Origin of the sequence: Micromonospora sp. NPDC005087 (assembly GCF_042872965.1) — a bacterium.
Classification (GTDB): Bacteria; Actinomycetota; Actinomycetes; order Mycobacteriales; family Micromonosporaceae; genus Micromonospora.
Window position 1 is genome coordinate 689612 of the sequence record NZ_JBIALB010000001.1, and the last position, 17325, is coordinate 706936.

The 17325-nt window shown below is 66.6% G+C and carries 13 protein-coding genes; 2 read left to right on the forward strand and 11 right to left on the reverse strand.

Annotation, left to right across the window (positions count from 1 at the left end; translation table 11 throughout):
• Window positions 1-622: 622 nt before the first annotated feature.
• Window positions 623-1906 (reverse strand): N-6 DNA methylase, encoded by a 1284-nt coding sequence (locus tag ACFYPS_RS03240; protein ID WP_387322453.1) that lies wholly within the window; start codon window positions 1904-1906, stop codon window positions 623-625.
• A gap of 281 nt (window positions 1907-2187) precedes the next feature.
• Entirely contained in the window at window positions 2188-3693 is a 1506-nt protein-coding gene (locus tag ACFYPS_RS03245) for a hypothetical protein (protein WP_387322455.1), read from the reverse strand.
• 429 nt (window positions 3694-4122) lie between these two features.
• On the opposite strand from ACFYPS_RS03245, the gene ACFYPS_RS03250 reads away from it, so the two are divergent.
• On the forward strand, window positions 4123-4890 hold the full coding sequence (locus ACFYPS_RS03250; RefSeq protein WP_387322457.1) for a hypothetical protein: 768 nt from the start codon (window positions 4123-4125) through the stop codon (window positions 4888-4890).
• A 140-nt stretch (window positions 4891-5030) separates the two neighbouring features.
• Here the strand turns inward: ACFYPS_RS03250 and ACFYPS_RS03255 are convergent, their stop codons facing one another.
• The 8 genes from ACFYPS_RS03255 to ACFYPS_RS03290 form a co-directional block, all read right to left on the reverse strand.
• On the reverse strand, window positions 5031-6350 hold the full coding sequence (locus ACFYPS_RS03255) for a hypothetical protein (RefSeq protein WP_387322459.1): 1320 nt from the start codon (window positions 6348-6350) through the stop codon (window positions 5031-5033).
• A 452-nt stretch (window positions 6351-6802) separates the two neighbouring features.
• The gene (locus tag ACFYPS_RS03260) at window positions 6803-7318 is read right to left on the reverse strand and encodes a trypco2 family protein (protein ID WP_387322461.1); all 516 of its coding nucleotides are present in this window, start codon (window positions 7316-7318) and stop codon (window positions 6803-6805) included.
• 11 nt (window positions 7319-7329) lie between these two features.
• On the reverse strand, window positions 7330-9975 hold the full coding sequence (locus ACFYPS_RS03265; protein WP_387322463.1) for a CHAT domain-containing protein: 2646 nt from the start codon (window positions 9973-9975) through the stop codon (window positions 7330-7332).
• A gap of 619 nt (window positions 9976-10594) precedes the next feature.
• Window positions 10595-11461 (reverse strand): PIN domain-containing protein, encoded by an 867-nt coding sequence (locus ACFYPS_RS03270; protein WP_387322465.1) that lies wholly within the window; start codon window positions 11459-11461, stop codon window positions 10595-10597.
• A gap of 76 nt (window positions 11462-11537) precedes the next feature.
• Window positions 11538-12893, reverse strand: coding sequence for an RNA polymerase sigma factor (locus ACFYPS_RS03275; protein WP_387322467.1), 1356 nt, complete (start codon window positions 12891-12893; stop codon window positions 11538-11540).
• Window positions 12894-12947: 54 nt separating this feature from the next.
• Window positions 12948-13187: a hypothetical protein gene (locus ACFYPS_RS03280; RefSeq protein WP_146231164.1), complete on the reverse strand. Its 240-nt coding sequence runs from the start codon at window positions 13185-13187 to the stop codon at window positions 12948-12950.
• Window positions 13188-13404: 217 nt separating this feature from the next.
• Window positions 13405-13725 (reverse strand): hypothetical protein, encoded by a 321-nt coding sequence (locus ACFYPS_RS03285; protein ID WP_387322470.1) that lies wholly within the window; start codon window positions 13723-13725, stop codon window positions 13405-13407.
• A 132-nt stretch (window positions 13726-13857) separates the two neighbouring features.
• Complete coding sequence (locus tag ACFYPS_RS03290) at window positions 13858-15300, reverse strand: hypothetical protein (protein WP_387322472.1); 1443 nt, start codon at window positions 15298-15300, stop codon at window positions 13858-13860.
• 266 nt (window positions 15301-15566) lie between these two features.
• Here ACFYPS_RS03290 and ACFYPS_RS03295 point away from each other — a divergent pair, with 266 nt between their 5' ends.
• The gene (locus tag ACFYPS_RS03295; RefSeq protein WP_387322474.1) at window positions 15567-15845 is read left to right on the forward strand and encodes a hypothetical protein; all 279 of its coding nucleotides are present in this window, start codon (window positions 15567-15569) and stop codon (window positions 15843-15845) included.
• A gap of 173 nt (window positions 15846-16018) precedes the next feature.
• Here the strand turns inward: ACFYPS_RS03295 and ACFYPS_RS03300 are convergent, their stop codons facing one another.
• Window positions 16019-17302 carry a hypothetical protein gene (locus tag ACFYPS_RS03300; protein ID WP_387322476.1) on the reverse strand — a complete coding sequence of 428 codons (1284 nt, stop codon included), beginning with the start codon at window positions 17300-17302 and terminating at the stop codon, window positions 16019-16021.
• Window positions 17303-17325 lie beyond the last annotated feature (23 nt).

Sequence of the window (17325 nt, forward strand, 5' to 3'; positions counted from 1 at the left end):
GTGGCCACCCGCCACCAACTCGAGGCGACATTGGCATTCTCCTCGATGGCAGGAACGTCGTCGGACACGGACCGCAATGCAGGAAGAGCCCCGGCCAAGTCGGCTGGTAGCGGCACAGGAGTCGCCAGTAGGGTTGCCGGCGTCAGGCGCTTCAGGGCTCGTCCGGTTGTCGCCCCCTCGCGTACCTGAACGCCGGTGGCCGACGACAGGCATGCCCATAGCCAAGTTCCGGTCCACGGCTGCAAGGGGCGAAGGGCGATAAAGGCGTCGCTGAAGGCGAGACCCTCGTGGTCTCTCTTGAGCAGCAGCGCAGGGGCTCGGCCGGTGACCGGTACGAGTAGATCTCCTACCTTTAATGCGTCGGCAGCTTCGCCAAGAAGCCGAACGGAACCGGTGTAGTCACGCCGTGTTTGTCGGACGGCGCCGCTGAGCGGGTTGATCCCTCCAGGGGTAACTACCGGCTGGCTCGGCTGCGCAGGAACCGCGCCGCCGACGACGGATACCAAATCTCCGAGTGCCGCAAGCGGACCCAAGCCGCGCCAAACTTCCTCTGCGGATGGGCGCAGCAGGGCTCCCGGATCCCAGGATCCATCAGCTGGCAGGCGCAGTATGGCGGACGTCATCATGCCGGCTCCGCGTCGTGGTACTGATCGCCGAGGTGAGCCAGGAGAGCGCGGAAGACCGCCCCGTCAGGAGCAAGTTGCTCCCTCCAGTCCTGCTCCAGCTGGGCAACGAAGGTATCTCCCGGCTCTTCCGCCGCTAAGACAACGAGCGTGCTGGGCACTTTCGTCCCGAGAAGCGAGCCGCTAGGTAGCCCGATGAGCGCGGCGACGTGTGCGCGCGTCGCGAGGTGCTGTCGGTACCGCAACGAGGCGCCGCTGCGGAAGGTCCAACCGCGCGTGAGCTGCAGGACGGCTCGGCCCCGCGGTTGGAGGGCGCGCAGGCAGACGTCGATGCTGCTCAGCTCGCCGTCGGTGGTGGTGGCGCCGTTGCTGAGTTCGAACGGCTTCTGAAGGCGCAGGCCCACGGGCGGCTGACTGAGGACGCGGTCGCACATTGGCAGCGCTGCGGCGAATGAGTCGCTCTGCTCAACGGCCATAGGCACGGGCGACAGTCGCGCCATCGCCCGGGCTGTGGTGAGGACGCCGGGGTTGATGTCCCGGCCAAGTAGGTGTGCCTGGCGGCCGACGTCGCGTAGCAAATCGGCGACGTGCCACAGCAGAGATCCGCTGCCGCAAAACGGGTCCAGATAGGCGCTCCCCTCGCTGCCAGCGATTCGGGCCATAGCCGAAGCGACGGACTGTGCAGTGAGCAGCTCGGATCCACCTGCTTGTTGACCGAGAACACGAACCGTGAGGTGTTGCAGCACTGCCCACAGAACGTCTGGGTCAACGGAGACGTTGTCTCGCCCGAGCGTCAGGCGGCCCTCCTCGGAGAGCGACAGCAGGAAGTCGTCGAGAGACTCCTTCGCCCGGAGCTGGCGCTGCCCTCGCTCCCGGTCCGCCCAGGCCCAGAAAGCAGACGAAAGTAGGCGCTCGGCCACGTCTCGGTCGTTGAGCCGGCCCACGGCATGGTGCTCAACGGGCTCAGGACCGTCGGTCGGCGTAAGCCTCCTCAGGCCTGAATCGGCCGCGAACCAGGAGGTGCCGGTAAAGACGTAATGCCGACGGGTGGCAAGCTCCGATCGCGCCTGCGCAAGGATCTCAAGCGCATCGTCGGCGAGGCCCACGTCGAACGGCCTCTTCGCCTCTACAACAGCATCGGCCTTCAGTCGGCCAGATTCGTCCACGGCGTACCCGACGACGTCAAAGCGGCCGGCATCAGTCGTCACCAGCGGGTAGCCAGCCGTTCGAAGCGCCTCCTCGGCGGCCCGTGTCAGCGACTGATCGGGGCGAGGCTTGGTCACGTCATGACTCCTCAACTGCATGAGCAAAGCCGAATAGGATGACGTACTTTTCGTCCCGAGTCAAGTCCCTCGGTGAAGACCTAGAAGGCGGTCGCTGGTTGCGCCCCGGCGAGTGGTGCAAAGGCTGACCGATCTCGGCGTGCCGTCGGGATAGAGGCAGGTTGTTGCCATACGGATCAACGTGCCCGACCATGTAAAGCCTGCCGTGCACGGGGTCCATCCGATGTTCAACGATTGATCTCGGAGGCCTGGCGGCCACGCCGTGGGCGTCCCTCATCAGACTAGCTACGTGCCAGGCTCGTGATCTTCCGCTCAATTCTGTTCCAGTAGAGTCCCCGATACTGCAAAAGTTGAAGGATGATCCTCTCGACGTACCACAATGACAAGGTCCGCGCCTCTTCGATCTCATCATCCGACAAGTCCTCATAACCGCTACGCGGATGAACGACCGAGTTTCGGGCCCTAGTGACCGCAGACGGTCCTGTCAGAGGCCGTCCACGATGGGCGACAAACGATGAGGGTACTTTGATGTCGATGCCCAAAACCGACAGAGTTACCTTCAACTGGTCCGAAAATTCTAGTTTCTGCTGACTCTTTTCGGACAGGTGCAGTTTGCTTTGAAGGCAATAGTTCGACAAGACCTCAAGGCTCGCCTGAGCGAGAACAATACACTGGTTCTTGCTCGGAGCTTCGAGGCTTGCCGTATACCATTCTACCGCTCGCGTTATCATTTTCTTGAAGTCGGATTTTTCATCCTCGCTACTGTTCATCCAATATGCAAACATGGAGGATAGCTGGCTGTTCAGTTCTTGCGCTGCGCTAGTACGCGCTCCCTCGGTCTCATCACCGGCTAGCGGAAGCCAACTCCGAGCCCTTCGTTGGCCGCCCGACCGAGGGAGGTCCGGACTGGACGGCAGAGATTTCCATGAAGTCTGGCCCTTAGGGCCAAAGCCATATACGCAGATGGGCTGCCCTGGGCCGCCGAATGCGAATCTCAAGAAGACTTCTAAACGGCCGAGTGCGCTTAAGGCCTGCTTCCGGTTGAAAAGCGATCCTTTGGCCCGCTCCATGCGTATGGCATGAGTGATGAACGTGCCACCAATCGTCGACGCGTCTCCCAGCGCATTAAGGATGTCCAACGCGTCGTCGAACTCATCCTCATCCTCATCTTCATCTTCATTCCAGAATCCACGATCCCTGATGGCCCAGCAGTGGAGGTAGTCGACAGTCACTCTCCAGCCGTCCGACAGGAGCTCCAGCCGTCCGCGGTTGAAAAACCTCCCTCGCCCATTCGGCCGGGCGGCACCGATCTTCATGCCGAGGTACGGAGGTACGTTGAGGAGGTGGGCAATCACCTTCTTAATCCCTCTATCCTCGCTTGCCAATTCAAGTTCGAACGAAGTGACTCTGTACTGAAATTCCAGCCTTTCCTCTTCGGGGAAGAGCGACGGCTGGAAGAGGGATACGTCAGCTCTTCGCTCGATTTTGGCGTTGATCTTTGCGGTGGACAGATTCGCCTCTGTGACGCTGAGGGTCGTCGATCGGAAGTCGTCGCCGAGGTGTATTTGTCCGATCGGAACGTCCGCTTCGAAACTGCCTACAAGGCCCCGGCCATCCCAGTAAAGTTTCAACTTTCCACAGCCAACAACCTCAGTAGGATCTCCCTCAATGTGGAGGACTACGGGCCCCTGGGAGAGTTCAATGGCCTCTCCAATCTTTGTCATGACGACTGCAGGTGTTACCAAGTCCCGCGTTTCCTCAAAGTCAAAGATCTCGTCCACGTCCACCCTATTGCCATTCTTGGCGCCACTTGCGCCGTTCGCTTTAACGCATCACTTTATGGCCTGGAGCGCGAAGGTCATGGAACGTTACAGTCAACCCACGCCGAGGACCTTCTTCACATATCGTCATCCTCTCATCGGCATTATGCGGCTGGCTCGAGAGCATTGGCCAGGGCAACATGCTGTCGCATGTCGACGTACGGGTCAACGTGCACAGCCAGGTACAGCTGCTGAACGTGCACAGCGTTGTGCAGATGGACGATGAAACGAGCACGGCGGCGTGGCACTGTGTGTGGGGGCCGCTCGCGTACCGCAGTTCATCTGGAGACTGGCAGATCCGCCTGAGAGAGCAAAGACGACGAGTAGCCTGCCTCGGCCCCGTCGCCTGACGGCAGTGGGCACGCGGCGCTGACGTGGATCGGTACGGTGCCTGGCATGGTCCGCACCCGCCACCTACTCGCAGCCACCGCCCTGCTGCTGCTGGCTCTGCCTGGCTGCGCCAGCGACCCGCAGCCGACGAAGCCCGAGAACGTCGCCCAGCCGCAGTACGCGCCCCCGCTCGGCAGCGCCGCACCCGCACCGGGCATCTGGGATTGGATCACGCCAAGCATGATCATCGCCTTGGCTGCGTTGGCGTTCACCATCGGGTCCTTCTGGTGGATGAACGTTCGCCGAGGTCGGCTGAGCACCCATCCGCCGCACACGTTCGCCGCCGCTGTCGCGCCCGACAAGGTGCTGGTCAACTTGCCGTTGGTGTTCCACAACGACGGGGCCGCACCGATCGTCGTCCAGAACCTCCGGCTACGCCTAGAGCGCCCCGCCGGGCAGACGGCCAAACGTATCGGCCACAACGCCGGCCGGCGATGGGAGGGCGAGCCCGAGGTGCCGGAGCCGCTGCCGGTCACGATGTGGTGGCGCGGGACCAGGCCGGAGGTGCAGCCCCGCGAAGGACACCGGCCACTGCCCGCCGCCTTTCCGGTCCCCGGTAGGACCGCCGTCGCGACGTTCATGGAATTCGGGCGCGAGCGCGAGCCGGAGGGGCTGCCGCTGGACTGGCTCGGCGGTCCCTGTACGGCCACCGTTGAGGTCAAGATGGCGCATCGTCAGCGTTGGGTGGACCTGCTGACGTGCAACCTACAAACCGAACGAGTCGACGTAGGTAACTACATCGCGTGGCCGAACGACCCGAGCTGGCAGCCCTGAGCCGCTCCAGACTGGGCTGTACGACTCGCGCGGTGGTCACCTCATGTCGATATCCAAACTGCCACTGCAGTGCCATGCGGGACACGCCCGGTGACGGGCGAGGGTGCCGCCAGGGGCCGATATCACCTTCGCCGCGACGATCATCGAGGGCTGGGGTAGCTCTGCGTGGGCAGGTACAGGCGGCCGCCGAGGTACTGCCGCCCGGCCGTCGGTGCCTGGCGCACCGGCCAGGTCGTCAGTGCCGCAACGCCGCCGGGAACGCCGAGGCGAGCCAACGCGCGATCGAGCCAGGCCGGTTCCTCGGCGCACATCTCGGTGATCAAGGCGTACTGCCCGGGCACGCACAGCCGGCGGTGCACGACAATGCTTTCTCGAACCAGGGAGCCAGGCATCGTCCGGCGGAAGGCCGCGCCGCGGTGGTGGGTCTCGGTGGCGTCGTCGAGCGACCCGTCGAAGCGCATCTCGCCAGAGGTCAGCACGACACCGAGCACATGTGGATGGGCGTCGAATAGCGGATCGAGGGCCTGCTGGAGCACCTTGACCTTCTGGGAGAGTGGATCACGGGCAAAAGCGGTCAGCGGCCACAGCGCCCCCGCGTCTTCAAGCCACAACCAGGCCGCCCCAGCGGACTGGGTCTTGATGGCCTTATTCATGAGCGCTTGCAGCAGACGATGACCTTCGTCGGCCTCCCACAGCGGCCCAATGATCTGCGTGCCGGTCGGCGCCGGGCCAGGTCGGGCGGTCAACGTCGCACCATCAACGACGACCTCGATCGGAACGCCGTTCGCCGACACCTCTGCGGCTGCCGCGTCCACGGCCTCCTTCCACTGAAGGTCGGGTTCTGTAGGCAGTTCGCCATCCCAGTGCACGTCGTGGCGGACTTCCAGCACCCGGAGATGCATCATGGCATCGTCGACCCACCGGCTGTGGGCACGGAAGCCCTGGCCCGGGCCCAGCGCCCGGACCTCGACAAACACGTCACTGCCGGCGCGCACCGCCCGCAAATCCCCAGGCCCGCCCTGCGGCTTTACCGGCTCAAGCGTTAGCCGCGCACCGGCTTGGCTAGCGAGGACCGCCAGCCGGGCCAAGGCGATGTGATGGCGGAACTCCTCGGCCGCCGGGTTGACGCACAGGTTCTTCCGTACCTGGCCGATGCCCTGGACCCGGGCCTCGACCAGAACCTGCAGGCGAGCCCACAAGCCGATCGCCGCGACGAACGCCGGCGCGCCCATCAGCGAGGCGAAGTAGGGCACCACCATCGGTCCGGTCGTACCTGGCCCGGGATAAGTGGCCCGGTGCAGCCAACCAGGTCCGAAGAATGCATCCAAGTCTGTGATCGCTCGGCTCGCAACTTGGTGGCCGAGCGGCGTCAGGTACTCCGCCTCGGCGGGATCGCCGATGGCGACCGCCCAGTCCAATTGTTGGCGGCCTGCCTCGACATCACGCCACGCATCGTTCACGTCCCTGGCTTCCTCTGCCTCACCATCACTTTTCCCGACACCGCACCCTCAGCGGCTGCGGGCCGAGCCCGCGCTCCTCCACCAGGCGCTCCCCGGGCTCACGAGGCTGTCACGCCTCTCTACTCGGGCGTGAGCGTAGGCGACCGTCATCTGTATCGGGCGGGCCATGGCCGCCGGCGTGACTCGTGCAGCTCCTGCGGGTAGTGCAGGTAGACGTTGGTGTCGAGCACGGCTGGGACGCCGGCGCGGCGGAGCTGGTCCACGCGCTCCTTGAGGCTGCGGATGGCCTGCTCGAAGACGGCGACCCGCTCGGTGAGCTCGGTGAAGACCAGGCCGTTGATAACCCGCTCTCCTCGCGGTCTCCGAACGGGACCGTGGCCGCGAGGATGGTCTCGTAGGTGCCATGTCCGATCAGATGCTCCAGCTTGTGGCGCGGATGTCTCTTCTTCTTCCTAGCCCGCTTTGCCACCTACGAGTTCGATGCGGAGGGTGTTGGTTACCTCTTCGGTCAGCTCGCCCTCCGCGCCGACCGAGATCGTGCCCTGGTCGGTGACCCCGAAGACGAGCTCGACCGTCGCGGTCTCCAGGACGAGGGGGTCGTCGCCTCCGGCACCGGCGGCGACCGCGGCCCGGACTGTGGTGATCGCCTCGACGAGAGTCTCCTCGACGGCGTTGTCGCGCAGCTCGTACCGGTCCTGCAGATCTTCCGGAACGAGCGTGAGGTTGATCGTGTGGGCCCGCTGCCGGGATCGGCTGCCACCAACCTTGACCTTCCAGCCGATCACCGGGACCCGGAAGTCCAGGCCGCCGCCGAGCTTCGTGGTGACGACCATGTTCAGGGTCAGCTGGACCGAGCTGATCCGTAGGTCCCGTCCCGCGTCGGTGGTCGAGATGCTGGCCTGCTTGACCGCGTCCTTCACCGCCGCGACCAGCTCTTCGACAGGCACGCTGTAGTCGATCACGTCCATGAGGGAGCCTTTCAGGCAGCGGTGGCGAACGGGTCGCCGTAGACGGTGTACGCCAGCCAGGTCGGGTCGAGCGGGTCCTCTTGCTGCTCGGTCCGTGCGACGAGGGCCGCGGTACCGAGGGTGGCGCCGTCTGCCAGGGAGCGGTAGAACGCGGTCGCGAAGCGGGCCGAGCTTTCGGTACGAACGGCCCACAGCGTGCCGACGAACGCGCCGGCGCCGGACGACATGAACTGCTGGGCCCAGCCGAGCATCTTCGTGTACGTCGGCGCCGCGCCGGCGCTGCGGCAGGCGTTGATGAAGACCAGAGGGCCGATCTGCTCCAGGGTCTTGCGGATGGCGGCCTCGGCGAGCAGGGCCGGCTTGAACCGGCCGCCGTCCATGTCGATGAAGGAGCCGTCCGCGGAGAACGTGTTGTGGCAGGCGAAGTGGGTGGCGCCCATCTCCCCCGAGTTGATCAGGGCGAGCAGGTCGTCCGCCTTGGTGATCGGGTCGCCGTGGGCCGTGCCCAGGATCGCGCTGACCGCCGCGACCTCGTCGTACACGCCGGTGGGCGCCCTGGTCGGCACGACGAAACGTGGATTTCCGAGCCCCACCGTCGGGGTGCGGCGCTGACCGTAGGTGCGGCGTACCACCGGGACCTGCTCGACCAGGAAGCCGGCGTCGTTGCCCGTGTTGAGCGGGTAGAGCAGCTCCCACGGGACCAGGTCGTAGTCGGTGGCGATGGTGAAGGCGCTCATGTCCGCGCCGACCTGCCAGAACTGGTCGCGGATGTCGGCCGGCACCATATCCGACCACAGCTGGATGCCGGCCGACCGGATCACCTCGCGGGTCATCGTGGCGCTGTATCGGGAGCTGCCGCCGGCCAGCTGCTGCAGCTCCTTGATGGCGTTCTCCACGGCGGCGTTCGGCGTGTTCGCGACCGACTCGACAACCGGGGCGAACAGCGCCGCGTCCGAGCGCAGCTGAAAGATGTACTGGCTGCCGTTGAACCGCACCTCCATGGTGACCTCTCCGGGCCGCGCGCTCGCCGCGCCCAGCGACGCAGCCTTCGGCTGCCCATCGCGGAACGCCCCGCCGACGTCCGCGGAGACCTCGACGGAGACCTCGGCCAGGAAGGTGCCGCCGGCCCACGCCGTCACATCAATGCGATGCAACCCGGGGATCCGCGCACCGAACCCGAACCGGATTGGCGGCGGGTCCTCCGCCGGCTTGAGTAGCACGGTTTGCTGCAGCGGCCCCTCCGCGTGCAGCCCCACCGGCACGTGGACCGTCACGGTGACCGGCGCGCCATCATCGGTCACGACGAGGCTGGCCATCCGGGACATCACAGCGTCGGCTGGAACCGAGCGCCCCGCGCTGACGATCCGGACATCGACAGTCAGATCCTGACCCACCGGCACCTGAGTGGGCGCCCGAGCCACCAGCAGCCGCTCCGGCTGCCGCCCGGTCCCGGGGACGGACCCGATCGGCGGAAGGTCCGAGGGCTTGATGATGTCGCGCTCGAGCAACTCCGCCAGCACCCGACGCGCGCGGTCGTCGAGGCTGCCGCCGCGCTCGGCGAGCCGCTTCAGCACCTCGGCGGCATCGTCCGGGTGCTGGATCAGATGCTCCTGCAACATCTCGCTGGGGTTCGCCCTCAGGGCGTCGCCGAGAGACGCATGCCGTAGCTCCTGGCGTAGATCCGCCAGATGTTGTCTGGCCCTGTCGTCGAGCGTCAGCCGGGAGTGCACCGAGTGGATCGTGATTCCACCCCGGATGAGGGTGTTCCGATCGACCCCTCGGTCTATGGCCAACTCGGCCTCTCCGGCCTGCTCGGGCGCGAACTGCCGGGTGATCGACCGGCACGTGTCCAGCAGATGGTCACGGACCGGGACCAGGGCGTCCCTGATCGACTCCCGGACTACCTGTTCGGGTTCGGTGACCTGGAAGGTCACCTCGAGAGACGCCATGAAGTCGTAGACGCCGTCGCGGCTGGGCATCCTCGCCGCAAGGACGGCCTGGTGCTTCCGGACGTCCACCTCGTAGCGCGTCGAGTACCTGCCGCCCCTCAGATCGGACAGTCGCATCGGCCGGCCGCTGTCGAAGACCTTCAGGTCACCGGCACGGGTCGCGTAGACGATCGCTGTCGACGGTCGATATGTCGGCGCCATGCGGCTGGACACGGGCACGGGCGCTTCGCCGAGAATCAACGGGATGGTGGCGAGACTTTCGACCAGCTGGCGGAGGTCCTCCTCGGCAGTGCGAGTGTCGAGGCGCCAGAACTGCCGGCTGCTCAACGGCCGTATGGACGCCGGCAGCTCGCTGTCCGGTGGCTGTTCCGCTCCGCCGACCAGCACGGGCACGACCCTGATCCCGCGCTCCAGTGCGAATTCGATCTCGCTCCGGACGAAGTCCGAAGGATCATCCAGCCGTCGGCGAGACGTGTCGCTGAGCCAACCCTGCCCGATTACGACGATGAGCGCCCTCGCCCCTGCCAGCCGTTGCCACAGCTCGGCCCACAAGTTCGCACCGAGCGGAACCGGTCGGCTGTCCCGGAAGACGCTGTCGCCGCCGAACCGGTCGGTCAGAGCATCGTCGATCAGCCGCGCCGCGAACTCCTCGTCGCCGGCGCGATAGCTCAAGAAGAAGCTGACCATCATCGGCAACGTATCGAACATCCCAGCGGGAGTCACCGTACGCCCGGTGCGTCGCGCGCGACTGTCGGCCGGGCAGCGTACGCCGCTCGGCCCCTGCTACCTCCGACCGGGCGACCTTGCGGATCAGCCCGGCGAACATCGTGTTCCTCACCAGGACAGCGGTGAACGCGCGGTGCCCGCGACTCGGCATCGACAAGCTGGCTGGCGATGACGTCGACGGCATCTGCTTGCATACACCCGGCGGCCTGGAGGTCCTGTTCCGCACCCGCCGCCGTCGGGCCACGGCCCCCGTGCAGCTGCTCAGTCGACGAGAAGCGGGCGGACGTCAAGGCTGAGGTTCGCCTGCCGGAGACACTAGTCAGCCGGAGTCGCGAGGTGGACGACACGGATGCCGCGAGGGTGCTCAGGGCCGCCCACCGCTAGGAGCCTCTACCGCCTGAGTAGCGCGGGCCCCTGCAGAGCCGCACCGCGTACCGGACTTCATCGAGCCGCACCCCGTCGTTGTAGCGCAGCTGCCCGCCGACCCTCCTCGCGCGGTAGCCACCTCAGAGACGATGAAGCTCGGCGGACCGTCGGAGTTGGGTTTGGGGCTCGCCCTCTCCCCCACCGGCGCGACAGGTCGCGATACATCGGCGCCCAGCTACTTCCCGTCGTCGGCCCTGGAGTGCTGGAGCTTGTGCACGTCCAAGCCGGCATTACGCCCTCGCAGCGCCATGCCCGTGTCGTAGGTGAGCAGGCGGACGCGGCGGCCGGCCAAGGCCTGCGTGGTGGCGGTGCGGTCGACGATCTCGTCGTCGGTGATCGGCAGCCGGGTGTGTCCCGGCGGGTCGAGGATGATGTCCAGGGTGATCCGGCCACGCGGGATGCCGCCGCTCTTGATCGGGGAGTAGTCCTGGTCGCGCAGCTGGCCACCGTCCCGTATCACCTGGTCGATCCTGGAGGTGACCATCCGGGCTCGACGCCGGACGTCCTTGTTCTGGTGCTGCTTCTTGCCGTCCAGCTCGTCGACCACGGCCATCGGCACCAGGATATGGATCGGCTCCTCACGCAGTCCGAGGTCCTGCCGCAAGTCGATCTCGTGCAGCTCCTGGGGGTAGTGCAGGTAGACGTTGGTGTCGAGCACGACCAGGACGCCGGCGCGGTGGAGCTGGTCGACGCGCTCCTTGAGGCCGCGGATGGCCTGCTCGAGAACAGCGACCCGCTCGGTGAGCTCGGTGGAGATCAGGCCGTTGAGGACCCGCTCCCCTCCCGGTTTCCCGAACGGGACGGTGGCGGCGAGGATGGTCTCGTAGGCGCGGAGCCCGATTAGCTGCTCCAACTCGGTGAGGCGGATCAGGTTGTGGAGCCGCCGGCGGACCTCGTGCACCCATTCGATGTAGGTGAACGCCCGCTCGACGGCCGCTGTCCCGCCGCCGCCCCCGATGATGTTGTGCAGCTTGTTGAGCAGGTCGCCGAGGGCGGAGTCGAGCACCGTGCGCTCGGTGCCGGGTAGCGGGTTGACGAGCATCCCGCCATTCAACACGGCCCCGGCCTCACCATGACGCCGGGCGGGCGGGAGGACGTCTGCCTCCCGCCCGCCCGGGTCACCGAAGCGCGTCGACCATGTCGTCTGACGGCTCGAACAGACGCCTGATCGGCCGCTCAAGGTTGTTGACGTCGACGGCGAGGTCCAGCACTCGCGGCGCAAGCGGATGGCCGTTGACCTTTTTCCCCGGATTCCGGACCATGCTGAATTCGTCGTAGACCTCCATCAGCGCGAGGGCGGCGCCGCGCACGACCCTAAGGGCTTGCCTCAGGCCGACAGCCCCGAGCTCCAGCTCGTCCGCCAGGTGGTTCAGCTCGGCGGCACGGCCGAGGGCATCGATGTAAGCCCTCGCGAGCTTCACCTTGCGCCCCGGTTGCGGCTCCGCGCGGACCGTGTCGCGGAGCTCCCCCAGCGTCTCCAGCATCGATTGGGCCAGTAGCCGAACGCGATCGAAGGTGTTCGGCTGTGCCGGCGCCTCGCAATCGCTTTGGGCGGCGGTGAGGACGGTGAGGTAGACGTGCAAGCGCTGGGTGTCCACCTCCACGGGCTCTGGGTCCGGGCGCTGCCCATCGCGGGCGAGCACGTCTGCAAGGCCGGCCTCGACGTCGAGCACGCCGGACTGCTCGCCGATGAACCGCTGGTAGTGCTCCTCCACAAGGATCTCCCGCAGGCCCGCCTCGATGTCCCACGTCGCTTCGAGCCGACTCTGAATGGTGTCCAGCTCCGCCCTGGCGGCCGCACCCAGCCGGTCGGGCGTGTCCATGTTTCGGTCGTTCACGCTCGCCCCCTCGTTCTGGTCGCCCTCGTCCCGGACCTGCAACAGCTCTTCGAGTCTCTTGCGCGCCTTGTAGAGGCTGCTGCGGACGGCCTCCGGAGTCATCCGCAACTGCGCGGCGATCTCGGCCGGGGTGTATCCCTCGAACGACCAGGCGAGCATCTGCCGCTGCCGCGCCGGCATCTGTTGCAGTGCCATCCGGATGTCCTGCTTGGCGTCCGCCGCGGTCAACTCGCACCCTGCGGCCGTCTCGGGGGTGTGCTCGGCGATGTCGTCAACAGGCGTCGCGTCGACCTTGCCCAGCCGCTCGGCGTACGCCCGGGAGGCCGTTACCCGTGCCCATGCCTCGGGGGTGTCGATGGTGGCCCACCGCTGGTAGGCCTTGTGCATCGTCTCCTGCACGACGTCCTTGGCGTCCGCTTCCGACGCGCCCTGCCAGATGAGCCAGCCGGCCAGTCTGGCGGCGAAGCCGCGGTAGAAGGCGCTGAACTCCTCGACGATGCGCCCCCGGTTCGCCTCCGTGAAGAAGTTCGCCGTCAGGCGCTCCTTGACCTCCACCTGCAGGCGCTGGCTGCCGAGCTGGAGAATCCCGTCGGCATCTACCGACAACGCCTCAGCAGCGGTGGAGTCGGTCGGCACCACGCACGAGCGAATCCCATCCACCGCTCCGGTGTCGGCTCTTGGGTGGTCTGGTCATCCACGACGGTCTCCAGAGTGGCCGTTGGTAGGCACGCTCAGTGTGATGCACGACCCGTCGGACCGCTGGTCACGGAGCCGGCCACCGCCGGGCAGGGCCTCGGCGATGGCGATGAGCGAGTCACCGCGGGCCTTCTCCGCCTGGGCGCGCCAGCGCGCCCGGATCCAGAGTGCCGCCAGCGCGGTGAGGTTGCCGACGACCACGGCGGCCACCCACCCCCAACTGATGTTGTCCACTGCACCTCGCTCTACTCCGGGCGAGCGCCGGTGGCGCCCGTCTGGAAGGTAAGAGGGCGCCACCGGGCGGAGCGTGAACCGGCGTCCTCAAGAATTCTGCCCTGAGGCCTACGGCAGCCGGTGCGAGCTGACGACGGCGAGGCGGGCGCCGGTCCGCAGCGCGTCGAGCACCGGGGAGCTCCACCCGGGCGCGACGGTCCCGCGCGTCAGGAGGCGCCTACGGCTGTGCGGGCGTGTGACCCGCCGCCCCGCGGCTGGTCAGCGTCTTGAGGTCGTGCTGGGCCCATTCGATGACCTGGGGCCACGGCAGACGCAGCGGCCCTTGGTGCGTGAGGATGAAGTTCCACAGGGGGCTGCCCTCCGGCTGTCGCCAGGCTTTGGTCAGGGCGAACAGCCAGTTGCCCTGGTCGAGGTCGGCGGTCCAGTCCCGCAGCGCACAGCGCACCAGGGCCCTGTACAGAGCGCGGGGGCCGCTGCCGGAGTAGCCCCAGGTGTACCCGGGCTCGCTGCCGGGGTTGGGCAATGGGTCGACCTGCATGCGGCCGTCAGGGCGGGGTCAGGGCACCCGGCGGCACGCCATGATGGGTCACCGGAGCCCCCCGTCCGCGACGCGCCGGACGCACGACCGTCGACGCGCGGACGGCGGCGCCGACCATGGCCCCCGGGGCTTCTAGTTCGGGAATCGCTGGAGCTGGAGCTTGATTCCAGCGTCCTTCGCCAGATGGAAGGGCTCGCCGGCGAAGGCCTGAACGGCGTCGAACAGCTCGCGCTCGTTCCGGCCGGTGAGCTTGTGCCCGATGATCTGAAGGAGCTGGGCCCACTTCTGCCCGGAGAGCGGACGGTGCAGCTTGGCGACGACGTCGGGGTCCGTGAACGACCTGAGCGCCAGTGACGCCTGCTCGGGGGTGAACTTCTCGATCAGCTCCTGATAGATCGGGTCGGCGCTGACCGCAACGCCGCTGCCGTTGGTCAGGAAGACCTCGACGAGGTCGAGGACGTACTTCCGGTTCAGACTGGCCGGAATGGCGCTGTTCTGGCCGACGACCTCACGGAGCCGACGGGCGACCGGCGGCTCGTTGTAGAAGTTGTTCCAGCCGTAGTGCGCGTCGCGAAGCTCGTCGAGGGTGCTGTCGATCTCCCAGGATCGTTCCTCAACCGTCAGGTAGGCGGCGCCGTCGACGAGGTCGATCAGCTGCCTGGCGAGGGTCGCCTCGGCCTGGTCACCGTTGGCGCGGAACCGGCCGAGCCGGAACCCGAAGTTGTAGCGGATCTCGTCGGAGGTCCGGTTCCAGAGCGCGGGCCAGAGCCGCAGGATGTTATCCAGGGTGTCCTGTGTGGTGGTCAGATCGGTGTAACGGCCGAAGAGACCTGAGGCGAGCGGGTCGGCCTGGGCGGCCGGGAGGTTCACGAAGAAGGCGGTGATCTCCCTGATCGTGCTCTCGTCTAGCCGCTGCTCCTTGACCTTGACCAGAAGCTTTTTCACCTGGGCGGTGATGTGGTCGTAGGGCAGCGTGATGACGTGCTTGATGCAGACGCTCAGCCAGCTGGCCAGCTGGAGGCCGTTCAACTCGGCCTGGTTGGGGTGGGCCGCGCTGGCCCAGTTCCGCATGTAGCGGATGAGCTCCAACTCCTGGAAGCCGATCTCGCTGATCAGACCGATCTCACGGCAACCGGCGAGGAGTTTCTGGTCGTCGAGCTTAGGTAGGTCGTCCTCGGTCTTGAGCTCCTGTCGCCTCTTGTCGGACTTCTCGGCGACCTCGTAGAAGTACTGCACGTCGAAGTTCACGACGCGCTTGCGAAGCTCCAGGACGGTCTCGTCCCAGAGGTAGTTCAGAGCCGCGTCGAACAGGCCGACGGACCCAGCAATGATCATCTTGGAGATGTAGCTGGACTGGATCAGCTTCTCGGGAGTCAGGTCGGTGAGCGCGAATGGGGCGGTCCGCATCAACACGTCCCGCTGGCCGAGATCGACCAGGATGCCTTGGGTCGGAAGGCCGGCCGCGGCGAGACGGTCGAGGATCATGACCTCGAACGACTGCAGCCCTGCAAGGGCAGTCTCGGGCGATCCAGTCGCGACAGTGCCGGCCGGGCGGGGCTCCAGTGATCCGCTCATGACGGCGAGGGTAGTCCCCTCGACCGGGCCCGGGCGGAGCTGGCCATCGGACGCCGTGGTGGGTCGGGTCCTGGCCCCGGTAACCGCCGATCGGGGGGCCGGAGCCGTCATCTGCGCCGGTTCAGGCTGGAAACTACGGGCGGGCCAGTAGCATCGTCGCTGCAGAGGCGGCTCTGGTGCTCCCGCTGGGAAGAGCGCCAGTGACCCCCACTAGGTCTCCGTCGCCCGCCCATGTGTCTTGCGGACCTGCGATAGCGTGCCCTCTCGTGCATCCGACGATGGAGCCGCTGTATCCCGACTCGGCCCGTACGCGCACTTGGTCGAGCCTGGTCGCGTTGCTCGGCACCTTCGGCCTGCTAGGGCTGGTCCTGGTGTCCTTCATCGTTGGTGGCGCCTTCGCGATGGGCAGCGATAACTGCTTCCCCGAGATGGGTGACGACGCGCTGATTTGGCCCTGCCGTAGTTTTCAGCCTGGAATCAACGGTAGCGCTGGTCAACTGGTCGTCGGCACGAGCGGCCCCGCCATCCTGCGGGACCGGCTCTGACCAGCGTTACCGTTGGTTTCTCGCTGATTACTACCGGGAGGCCGGTCGCCATCCGTGTCCGGTCAGGGTTACGTCCCGGCGTGCTCGCGTTGGCGCAGCCGTGGTGCCGGGTCGTCATTCGGTGGTTGCTGCCCGAGCTGGCGGTGTGCTATCCCGGCCGCCGGCCAGCGATGTCACGCCGCGGATTCAGGCAGGTAGCCGTGTGCAATGAACAACCGTGTGAAGTAGCGGCGCAGCATCGGCAGAGACTGTTCCTGCGACTGGAACTCCGCGCCGCCGAAGCGCACGACCTCGTAGCCGGCCAGGTGGAGTTCCCGATCTGCGACGACCATCTCGGCGTAGCGACGAGGGCTTGCCCGCCCGTCGTCCTCGGCGTAGTGCTGCTTGCCGTCGCACTCGATGACGAGCCGCCAACGGCCGCGCATCAGCAGCAGGAAGTCCATCCGCTGACGCGGTAGCGGTCCCGGCTCACGCCGCTGGGCCCGGGTGTAGGGGTCGTAGTGCAGGTAGACCTGTGGAATCAGCGCCGGCAGGTCAAAGCCGTGTTCGCTGAGCAGCTCGCCGTATGCGCGGAACACCTGCCGCTCCGGGCCGGGTGGGTCCGAGGGCTTGCGGTCGCGGTCCAGCGAGCGCCGGAGACGCAGGTACAACTGCCGACCAGCTTCCTGTTCGCTGGTCCCGGGCTCAGCGTGGATTTCGGTCCACCAGGTGACCAGTTGCCGCCAGCTCAACCCGCTGGGGTCCAAGCCGCGGTCGTAGACTAGGCAGAACTCGCCGTTCTTGCTGATCTCGATGGTGTTGCTCACCGCGTCAGTCAGCACCAATTCCGGTTTGGGACCGTCCGCGGCGAAGATGAGATTCTTGAACGGCGAGTCGACTCCGGTACGCCGGCCGGCGTGCACCTGTAGCAGCCCCCACAGGCGCGGTCGGTAATGCTGCTCGACGACACGTGAGCCGAGTTGGCACAGCTGGTCCAGGGTGTAGTCGCTGGTTCGGCTGCGCACGTACGCGCGCTTGCTGGCCATCGCGTCGTCGACGTCGCCATCTTCGAGCCCGAACGCCCGGCAGACGTCTGGGAGCTTGGTGGCACTGACCTGCCACAACGTCTCGGCGATCTCGTCGCGCAGCTGCATGGCATCCGTGCCGCTGCCCAGGTCGTTGCGGGCGAAGGGGTCGGCGAGCACGGGTGCGACGCTCACTTGGTGATTGCCGCTTTCCCCCCACTTCCGGACACGATCAAACCGCGCTGCGACCACCTGCAGATCCGCCGGCCGAAACAGGCCGACGAACGCGGGATGTACGCGCAGCACCACGGGAACGGACGCGCGCTCCCACGGCAGCGATTCTCCGATCTCTACCTGCTCGGCCAGTGACAGCAGCCGCGCCGCGTGCTGGTACCCGGCTTGGACCAGCATCTGCGACACGGTGGCGAGTTCCTTGCTCGTCTGGCTATCCACCGTGGCGTCCCTCGGGCACGGGT

Coding starts and splice junctions, on each gene's coding strand:
- ACFYPS_RS03285 (WP_387322470.1), bottom strand. CDS start 13,725: ATGCAGGTCGACCCATTGCCCAACCCCGGCAGCGAGCCCGGGTACACC.
- ACFYPS_RS03260 (WP_387322461.1), bottom strand. CDS start 7,318: ATGGACGTGATCGACTACAGCGTGCCTGTCGAAGAGCTGGTCGCGGCG.
- ACFYPS_RS03270 (WP_387322465.1), bottom strand. CDS start 11,461: ATGCTCGTCAACCCGCTACCCGGCACCGAGCGCACGGTGCTCGACTCC.
- ACFYPS_RS03265 (WP_387322463.1), bottom strand. CDS start 9,975: ATGTTCGATACGTTGCCGATGATGGTCAGCTTCTTCTTGAGCTATCGC.
- ACFYPS_RS03250 (WP_387322457.1), top strand. CDS start 4,123: ATGGTCCGCACCCGCCACCTACTCGCAGCCACCGCCCTGCTGCTGCTG.
- ACFYPS_RS03290 (WP_387322472.1), bottom strand. CDS start 15,300: ATGAGCGGATCACTGGAGCCCCGCCCGGCCGGCACTGTCGCGACTGGA.